Source organism: candidate division KSB1 bacterium (assembly GCA_022562085.1).
In the GTDB taxonomy this organism is placed as follows: Bacteria; Zhuqueibacterota; Zhuqueibacteria; order Oceanimicrobiales; family Oceanimicrobiaceae; genus Oceanimicrobium.
In genome coordinates this window covers 1-9,325 of record JADFPY010000168.1, presented here as the reverse complement: position 1 = coordinate 9,325, position 9,325 = coordinate 1, and the positions used below count along the sequence as shown (strand labels likewise).

The window sequence follows — 9,325 nt, the reverse complement described above, 5'->3', positions numbered from 1 at the left end:
CCGCTTCATATCCCTCAAACACGTACGCTTCTTCTTTACTGAGCGCGGTTACGAAAATGATGGGAAGTTGCTTGGTGCTCTCGTTCTGGCGGATGAGCGTCGCCGTCTCAAAGCCATCCATATCCGGCATTTGGATGTCCAGTATTATTATGTCGTAAGATTTCTTTTTGGCATAATTGATCCCAAGTCGCCCATTCTTTGCAATATCCACACTCAATCCCAAACTTTTTAGCATCTCCTTTGTAACCTTCTGATTGATCGGATTATCTTCTATTAATAAAATACGAGCAACTATTTGCTGAGCAGTTGAATGAACAATTGACTGTGAAATATCGCCTTTAAGATATGAAGTGCCTAAAATATCGGTGAATACATGCGCAATAAACTCGGATGGATTAAAACTTCCACTTATTCTCACTTTACCTTTTAGCTCTTTGTACGGCTCTGTTTCAATTTTATTTCCAACAATCAATGATAACTTTGATTGTTTGATCAATAAATCATGTTCAAGGCTTTTTGGTATATGATTACCAATAGATTCATTTTCATGAAATAAGATCAAATAACTATCCAAGCCTTTATCAAATTTTATTGAAGTTGCTGCATTCTTAGTAGACAATATCTGACTTTGAAATCCCCACTTGTTAAACAAGCTCTTGAGCAATTTTTTTTGCTGCCTGTTGGCCCCAATCACATAAACTTTTATATGTTGAATAAATTTATGAATTAAAAAATTAAAAAAGTTACAAAAAGATATTAAGTTTTGCACACACACTGTCGATACTGAATATCGCGTATTGAAAGTTTAATAATTAAGTGAAGGGCAAACTTTCCGAAAGGGAGGGGCGCAAAGCTTCCGGCCTAAAGCCAATTCACCGGATATGGTAGCGGGGTTGCTAGCGACTAAAAATACAGGATTTTTAGATTGCAAACCCGCAACCATTTGGTAAAGCGGGTTTTTTTTATTGAGTATGTAAATCATACCATCAATCTTAAATATGGAGATAATGATGAAAAAATTAACAGTTAGTTTACTTATGGCATTATTAACATGTGCTTTCTCAATGGGCTGTGGGGACAGTGCGACGGCACCCAATCAAATGGGTACACTTGAAGTCAGCTTAACAGACGCACCTGGAATTTATGAAGCTGTTAACATTACTTTTTCTGAAATTAGTGCCAACATCGACGGTGAGTGGATTGCTGTTCGCAATCAAACACCCATCACGGTAAATCTTCTGGAGTGGAACAACGGCAATTCGTTGGTATTAGGAACGGCCGAGGTGCCAGCGGGACACTACACCCAAATTCGGGTAACAATTGATGCCGCAGAAGTGGTAGCAGATGGTAATCCTTATCAGGTGACCGTGCCAAGCGGAGCACAGACCGGCCTTAAACTTTTAGCTGATTTTACTGTTAATGCCGGTTCAACTTACGAATTAATTCTTGATTTTGACGCACAAAGGTCAGTGGTGACAACGGGTCCTGCAAATAATCCCACTGGTTATTTATTAAACCCCACCATTCGAGTTGAAGATAAAGCTCTGACAGGCTCCATTTCAGGCATGCTGACAAATCCTGAAAACAATCCTGTAGCTTATGCGATTGCGGGGAGTGATACCCTGACATCGACCAGAGTGGATACGAATGGCTCTTTTAGATTGGCTTTTTTACCGGCGGGATTATATTCGGTTTCCATTGAAGACACATTGAATCTTACCTATGCAAGCCCCGAAACGGAAGTCGTAGTAGGCTCGGATAACGACCTTGGAAATATAACCCTGCAATAGGACTTAAAGCGAGCAGGATTCAACCTGTTTAAAGGCTAAGCACGTCAGGAGAGCCCCTGTTGCAGGCGGCGTTTATCTTTATCGCTTGGATGCAGGTCAATTTTCTCAGGTCAAGAAGATGAGCCTGATTCGGTAAGACTGAAGCTCTGAAACTAAAAAAGTCCCCGCAGGTTTGTGGGGGTTTTTTAAAATACTTCAGGACAATTTCTCCGTGGGATACTTCTTTTTTAATCTCCAATTAGTCCCAAGCCTGCAATCATTTACCCCCCCAAATGACTTTTGGTTTTTAAAAGCTCTCCGGACTTAGTTTTCGTTCTGAATCCTCCCAATGTACTGACACTTACAACATAAGACAACCTTGTCTTGTTGGTAGATGAGACATATCTCATCAGGCTACGAGAGATGAGAGTAAATTATGACTTCTTGCACCTTTCTAATCCTCTGATTTACAAGTCCTTATATCATTATATTCTCAAAAGTAATTCCTGGCATATCCTTTGCGTTTGGCTGCCGCCTAAATAGGCCACATCTCAACAACTGTTGCGTTAGACCAAAAACGAGGAGAAACTGATGAAGAAAATTATTAACTCTGTGTCATTAGTGAGTACTTTTGTATTACTGTCACTGTGGGTTGGCTGCAGTGATAATGCCGAACCGTTAGCACCTGCGAGTTCACAAGAAATACCAATGTTGAGTAAACAGACTGGTAGTTCCAGCCTGGACGTTGTCCCGGTATTTCGCATTCCGACCGGCCACAATTCGGAACGTCTAACGGTTTTCGTCTTTTATGGAAAAGGCGGTAATGGCGGTGGGAAACCACCAAAAGATGACGGTAGCAGCGAAAAGTGTTCAGATACAAACACGAATGTAGCATTTAGCGAGATAGGCGTTCGGTGGACTCAACCCCAGCTCATGGTAGAGTACCAACCTACATTTGAACCCGAAGCCGTGGCTGGTATGGCATTCGATGCCATTGACCGCGCTTTCAGTACCTGGGAAACGGCCGTCACTAATGCAGACCTGATGACCTTTAGTGAAAACATTACGGCACCATTACCGCCAGACCGCGATGGCCAAAATATTGTTGGTTGGCGTCAGCTCGTGGGGCGCAATGCCAGAAAAGTTCTTGCTGCTACCTATATCTGGGATGATGGAAATGGGACAATCCTGGAGGCGGATATCGTTTATAATACCTCACATAACTGGGCAATTAATACTGTAATTGGTGTTGGTACTACCGAGTGTGGAACTGACTTCGATGTCCAAGCCATTGGTACCCATGAAATCGGTCACTTCATTGGACTCGACCACGTTAACAATGATGATGCTACCATGGCCCCCACTGCTGCCAAAGGTGAGTTGAAGAAGCAGACACTCACGCCTGGTGACGTCGCGGGTGCAAATGCCGTGGTCCCCGCAGTACCGGCAAGTTAAACTGGAAAGGTGTTTTTAGGGTTTCTGAATTCGGAGGGCCATGCCGCCTTCGCCAAGCTTTTCAAGGATTTTGTAATGGGATATGGTTTTGCCGACCATAGTGTTTAGAAAATAGATGGACAGAATAATTTAGAAAGGTAAGCGAGAAATATTTAACTATCAAGGATTTCCAGCAAAACCGAAGCATTGAGCGGTCTCTCCCGGACTGTTACGGTAGGGGGTATTTAAGGATTTCGGTTGAGGTTAATTGTAAATCTAAGGACTACAAAGTTTTACATAGTGAGATAGTTTAGTTCCTTTACACACCTCTTAATATGATTATTCAAGCTCTTTAGTGTTAAACACATTTACAAAAGCAATAAATGCTGGGAATATAATGGCAGCAATGCCAACAAGCGTCATGCTTTGATAAATATCATTTGTTTGAAGCACTTGTCCCGAAAATATTGTAAGCTGTTCGTTTCCTTCAAATTTCATTAAAATAGGGAGTTGGATGAATATAGAAACATACATAGCAATTGCCTGATACCAAAAAGTTTTCCTTTTCATGATCGTTGGCACGTCCAGTTTTGTTTTTCGATAAACAACTAAAGCAAAAAACTGATAAATAGAATATGTGCAAAGGTACCAACCCAAATAGTTTGAAAACGGAATTCCAAAATAACTGCCATGATTATCCCAAATGTAAGCTCCATTAATGCTTGCCATGATTGGGTCTAAGGCGTAATCCCATGAAGTAAAAAGAAAAGCAGCTAATATAGGAACCAATACAATATTAGCTCCACGTAATTTATTGTTGTAATTGCCTATTAGTGACCCGGTAACAGTCCAAAACGTATAAATTGATACTCCGTATCCTACCATTACTATTAATGGGAACCCGAATAGTTTTGGCCCAAATATCTCAGTATAATGAAATCCACTGTAAGGAAAGCCGGTGGCAATACTCATTGCCTCGTAGAAAAGGCTCACTGCCATTCCTATTCCAATCAATATTAAAATATTTTTTATTCCATAGCGTATAGTCCCATGCGTAAAAACAAACATGCCAAGCGGTATAATTAGGAAGGGCATAAAAACAGCCGCATTTGTACCCTCCAAGCCAATAATTACATTAGCAATTATATAAAGAACAACAACTATGTTTAATAGTCTTAATAAGTTTTTCTGATTTTTCATTTTTTAAAAATCCTGAATTATTCTGATTTCAATTATAACCAATGTTTCTTCTTATTATTTCTTACACATAACGTGGCGTGAGTGGCGAAGGAATCAATGACAGGAGAGTTTGAAAAAACAAGCGCAGAATATTTAATTTTCACGGATTTCCAGCAGCCCCGAAGAATTGATCGGGGTCTCCCCGGAGTGTTACGATACAGGATTTCCCCAAAACCCATTTAGACGGAAGTTTTTGATGCGATGAGGAAAACCATTGAGGGAAGTATGGCATCCACCAGAATCCGTCCTGACGAATAAATGTGGGTGTGCCTGTAGGGAGATGAGAAGGGATTGACTTTGGTAAAAGAAGTTTTGTAAATTAACTTACCCCGTTCATGGTACGGGGTAACGGGAAGGGCGACGGCCGCCGCTACGGGAAGGTTGTTGCCTTTTCCTTTTTTAGGCCGAAACGAAATGTAAAAAAAGGAGAGGGGTACGCCATGAAAAAACTACTGTTGTTGCTGGCTATAAGCATGTTGAACGAAACCGCTCGGCGGTAGTTTTAAGAGTTCTTTGACATAATCAATTGAATATCCTACCTTTGAGCAGTCATTAATCTATACTGTAACAATCTCTTAAAAGGGCCTTTAGAACATATAACTGATTAGCACTATTTTTAAGACACGAGTTTGAATTTTCATTTTATAACTTTTAAATTAATTCAAATAAGATTCCAATCGCATCAAGGCTTGGTGAGCTGGTAGGTAATTCTCTTGAATCTCCAAAGCTTTTTTGTATTCTTCTAAGGCTCGCGGCCAGATTCCTTTGAGCTCATAAATTTTTCCCAAATTACAATAGGCGAATTCGGGATTTTCATAGCGCAAGGCCTTTTTTGCTTTTTCTAACCAGGGGATTGCTTCATCGATTTCTCCCATCTGCAAATAGTAAGCGCCGATATCGTTGTAGGGATTGCCAAAATCGGGATCGGCGGCAATGGCTTTGTGACATTCTTGGATCGCTTCCGCTAATTTTCCCATAAAGCTGTAAGTCCAGCCAAGAAAAGTATACCCCTCGGCGGTTTGTTCGATTTCCAAAGATTTTTTGTAGTAAAGGACGGCCTTCTCCAACTCGCCCTGCATCTGATATTCATAAGCCGATTCGAAATACTTTAATGCTTCAGGACCAAGTTTGAAATTGGGATACATAATATGGTTCATTTTCACTTTTAGTGGCTACAAAGATTCTACCATCAGCAAGATAAAATTCTGAATATGTGGGATGATATTCTATTCGATTAATATCATAATGTTCTGTATTGTCCGCACAACTAGCAGAGTATAACAGGATAAGTAGGCTCACAGAAACTATTGACAATTTCATTCTTTTCATTGTCCTTGACTTTGCGTAAATGTAGAACCATTAACAACACGAAACGACTTGTTATACCTGATTTAGTAGGCGACTCACATTCTTTAAATCGTCAGAAGAAAGCTCAAAATCAAAGATGCTGAGATCTTCCCTCATGTGCTGCTCAGAACATGTTCCGGTAAGCGGAACGATACCAGATTGACTGAGATATCGGAAAAAGATTTGCGCTTCGGTTTTGTTATACTTTTGAGCAATGGTTCGAACGGTATTGCTGACTAGAATATGAGGATTTGCGGTGAGGGTCCAAAAACTCTGGTAGATAACTCTATGATTAGAGCACCAATTACGCAAGTCTGCATCATACCCCGTTTCCTGATAAAACCGATTTTGTACAACCGCTGGCTTCACGTTGGCATCGGCATAGAGTTGCCTCATCACTTCAGTATTGTAACAGTTGCTGATTCCCAACTGACGAGCTCCGCCAGCCTTTTGAATTGTTTCCATTGCGTCCCATACCTTCATCAAAAGTGCGTGGGGTGCCATTGGTGAATGAAGTACTAGAGAATCTACATATTCGGTTTGGAGGTTTTTCTTCGATGCCTCAAAAGATTGGGTGACCTGCGACTCTATAGGGGCATTCTTATCGTATGGCACTTGTCTCGGATCCTGACCAGCAAGTGGGGTGAATTTGGTTTGTAAGAACAAGGTTTCACGTTCGATACCCTGGTCTTTCAGCCTGTGAAGCGCCGCTCCAACCAGTGGCTCGTCATAGTGCATCGGTTGGCAGGCGGTGTCAATCCCTTTGAATCCTGCTTGGATGGCTTTCACAACCAGATCTGCCGTGCGCTCCTTTTTCCAGGCCGTGCCGTAAATAACCCATGGCATTTTCACGCCTGCAGCAGTTGTTAACCATTTCTGATCTTCCATTATTAAGATCCCTATAATTAGGTATAACGACCCGTTTCTCCTGCCGCGGGGAGTTCAAGCACAGAACTTCATTTTACTACAGAATTTAAAGAAGCTACTAACCTGAAAATTACCGCCGCGCCCCCGCGGTCAGAGAGCAAACGATTGTTATGTGCCGGTCGTGTTGCTATCTGCGAGTTACTTTTTTCCTACCATCTTTTGCGCACCCATAGCTATTGACCGAATAAGAGCGTAACCTAAACCGTTTTGGTTCATTTCAGCTACTTTTTTGAACAGCTCAGTTGCCCATGTTTTGTCCCCGGCCTTTGACTCGGAGACCGCCAGGTGATAAAGGATGTACGGATCCTCCTGGTCGCCCTGGTTGAGATGCTCAATGGCTTTAGCGTGGTCACCTCTTTCAAAATGAATGAGCCCGAGGAGGTCATGATGATCTTCCATCTCGTTCGGGTTGTTATCCGCTTGAATCATGGCTAACTGCTCATCCGCTTTTGCCATCGCTGTTTCGAAGTCTCCCTTTTTAGCAGCGATAAGCGCTTCTTGAGCCAAGGCACCTTTGGCAAAATTGTCTTTGAATGACTGTCTCAGGTCAGAAGCCATCACGGTCTTTTTGCATTCCGCCAGACTCTCCTCCGCTTTGGCAAGGTGACCTGATTCCAGATGAACGTAGCATTTTTGAGTATGGATTCCGGCAACCCGTGCGGATAGGCCTGCTTCTTGCGCCATTTTTATCGACTCGTCGAATGCTGCTACCGCTTGCTCAAAGTTGCCTTCATAAAGATGAGAGAGAGCAATCTGATTCATATCCGTTACCTTGGCATTCGGGGTGCTTTCCATTTCCATTGCTTTTCGAAAAGCCTCGCGCCCTTCATCGTACTTACCCATGAAAACCAGATTGGTGCCGATTTTTCGTTGAGACATATAAAATCTCGGATTTAATTCCACAGACTTTTTGAAATGCTCGATGGCGTCTTCGTGCCGGCCCATTCTGGTATACAAGTCCGCGATAGAGTCGTGGGGGTTGGCTTCATCTGGAATGAGATGAATATAGTTTTTGAATGCTTCCTCTGATTTCTCATATTCCTCTTTCTGGATATAGGCGTACCCCAAAGAATTGTAAACCGATGCAAAATCCTTATCGATTTCAATGGCCTTTTCATATTCAGCAATCGCTTTGTCATCTTCATTTTGAGCACTATAGAACAAGCCCATGGTCTGATGCGCACGCTTGTCGTTAGGAAATTTCTGTACCAGCTGTTCACAGAGCTCAACTGCTTTAACAGCATTGTTGTCCGCATTTGCCTGAGTTGCCTCAATCAAGAGGCGTTCCCCTTCGGAAGCATTTGGCGCTAAGGCCACAGCTTTGTCCAAATGCTTCTGGAAATCAGCAGTCGAGGTAGCGGTAAATGAGCGATTCAGATGAGCCAGAGCAAAATTCGGATCTGCTTCAATCGCTTTTGAAAAAAGGTCTCGCGCTTCATCAAATCTGATGTCGTCTAATAGCTCGCGACCCTCCAAAAAAAGTTTACGAGCTTCATCTGATTTGGTGGTAATTGCGATTTCATCTTGAGGATTGACCTTTGAACTACATCCTATGTGCAGGACAACTATGAGAAAAAAGATTAGTCCCCCGAGCGTACGATATATTCTGACATTCTTTGGCATGATATTCCTCCTTTTGGGATTAAATTAGCCATAGCTAAATTGCTCATTCCTTTTTAAAGACTTCTATTGTGAAAAATCATTACAAATAACCTCCTTGATCTCTTATTTGCTCTCACTATAACTCATTGCCATGGAATATTGCGACCCTCCACATAACTATTAAGTCACTGGGCGATAATGTTTTGAAGTATTATCGCCCAGATAATCCAGGCTCCACGGAATGAAAAACCGCACAAACACTGCGAAATCTGTCAGTCTAATCCCAAGAATCAAATCGGGATTACACTGCAAGAAATCGCATTCAACACAAATGCTAAGATTTTTCTTCGGGATTATCTTGCGTGGAGCTTATCCAATTCAAAGTAAAAAAATCCCCTTTAAGAGCAAGGAGATTCTTTACAGATTTGTCATTGTGTAAAGTGGGGGATTAGCCGACTTCTGGTGGTCGGTTGTGGGATAGTACGTTGGGTTTTGCTCGGTCGGTCTGCGTTGGCCTCGGTTTCTAATGCCATCAACATGCGCGTTTCAGCCGCCAAGGGTGAATGAGCCCTGACGCTCTGAGTCAAAATAGATTCTGAAAATTCACTATCTTGACTCAAAGAACCAGAGCAATTGGTCGGCTGCAAACGCAAAGTTATACATACGACGAGTGAGTTAGCCTTAGATAATAATAAACGGTTAAATAAAATAGCTTTTTCATTGTAGCTTCCTCTGTTTTTTGTTGTGAAAACCGTGTTGCATCTCTAAGAATCCAACCAAGATTGCCTCAAGAGCAAAGGTCTCTCGTCCAGAACTTCGGCACCCCTAGGGTTACCAGTTACTTAGATGAATTCCCCCTCTACTGGTCAGGAGTTATGGTGAGATCGAATTGCATGGTGAACCCTTCGCCTCCGGTTATCGACTTGTAGTAGTCTTTGGGTTTCCGTGTACCGTCATTTAGGTAATGGTCGATGTCGAACCCGCCGGACACAGAGCCAGAAAGCTCT

At 42.2% G+C, this 9,325-nt stretch carries 8 protein-coding genes and 1 riboswitch; of the genes, 2 read left to right on the top strand and 6 right to left on the bottom strand.

The features are described 5' to 3' along the window. Window positions 1–769: response regulator (locus tag IH879_13830; protein MCH7676015.1), on the bottom strand; the 769-nt coding region annotated here is incomplete at its 3' end. A 43-nt stretch (window positions 770–812) separates the two neighbouring features. After that, a riboswitch (cyclic di-GMP riboswitch) is annotated at window positions 813–901 on the top strand. Window positions 902–1,037: 136 nt separating this feature from the next. Between IH879_13830 and IH879_13825 the strand changes: the two genes are divergently transcribed. After that, the gene (locus tag IH879_13825; GenBank protein ID MCH7676014.1) at window positions 1,038–1,790 is read left to right on the top strand and encodes a DUF4382 domain-containing protein; all 753 of its coding nucleotides are present in this window, start codon (window positions 1,038–1,040) and stop codon (window positions 1,788–1,790) included. A gap of 690 nt (window positions 1,791–2,480) precedes the next feature. Next, a complete protein-coding gene (locus IH879_13820) occupies window positions 2,481–3,224 on the top strand; it encodes a matrixin family metalloprotease (protein MCH7676013.1) in 744 nt (247 codons plus the stop codon). Between the two features lie 318 nt (window positions 3,225–3,542). Here IH879_13820 and IH879_13815 read toward each other — a convergent pair whose 3' ends face one another. The 5 genes from IH879_13815 to IH879_13795 form a co-directional block, all read right to left on the bottom strand. Further along, a complete protein-coding gene (locus tag IH879_13815; protein MCH7676012.1) occupies window positions 3,543–4,403 on the bottom strand; it encodes a carotenoid biosynthesis protein in 861 nt (286 codons plus the stop codon). Window positions 4,404–5,098: 695 nt separating this feature from the next. Next, window positions 5,099–5,599 (bottom strand): tetratricopeptide repeat protein, encoded by a 501-nt coding sequence (locus IH879_13810; GenBank protein ID MCH7676011.1) that lies wholly within the window; start codon window positions 5,597–5,599, stop codon window positions 5,099–5,101. Window positions 5,600–5,822: 223 nt separating this feature from the next. Next, entirely contained in the window at window positions 5,823–6,677 is an 855-nt protein-coding gene (locus IH879_13805) for an aldo/keto reductase (protein MCH7676010.1), read from the bottom strand. A gap of 177 nt (window positions 6,678–6,854) precedes the next feature. Further along, the gene (locus IH879_13800; protein ID MCH7676009.1) at window positions 6,855–8,339 is read right to left on the bottom strand and encodes a tetratricopeptide repeat protein; all 1,485 of its coding nucleotides are present in this window, start codon (window positions 8,337–8,339) and stop codon (window positions 6,855–6,857) included. An 838-nt stretch (window positions 8,340–9,177) separates the two neighbouring features. Further along, window positions 9,178–9,325 (bottom strand): hypothetical protein (locus IH879_13795; GenBank protein ID MCH7676008.1); only part of this gene is annotated, 148 nt, incomplete at its 5' end.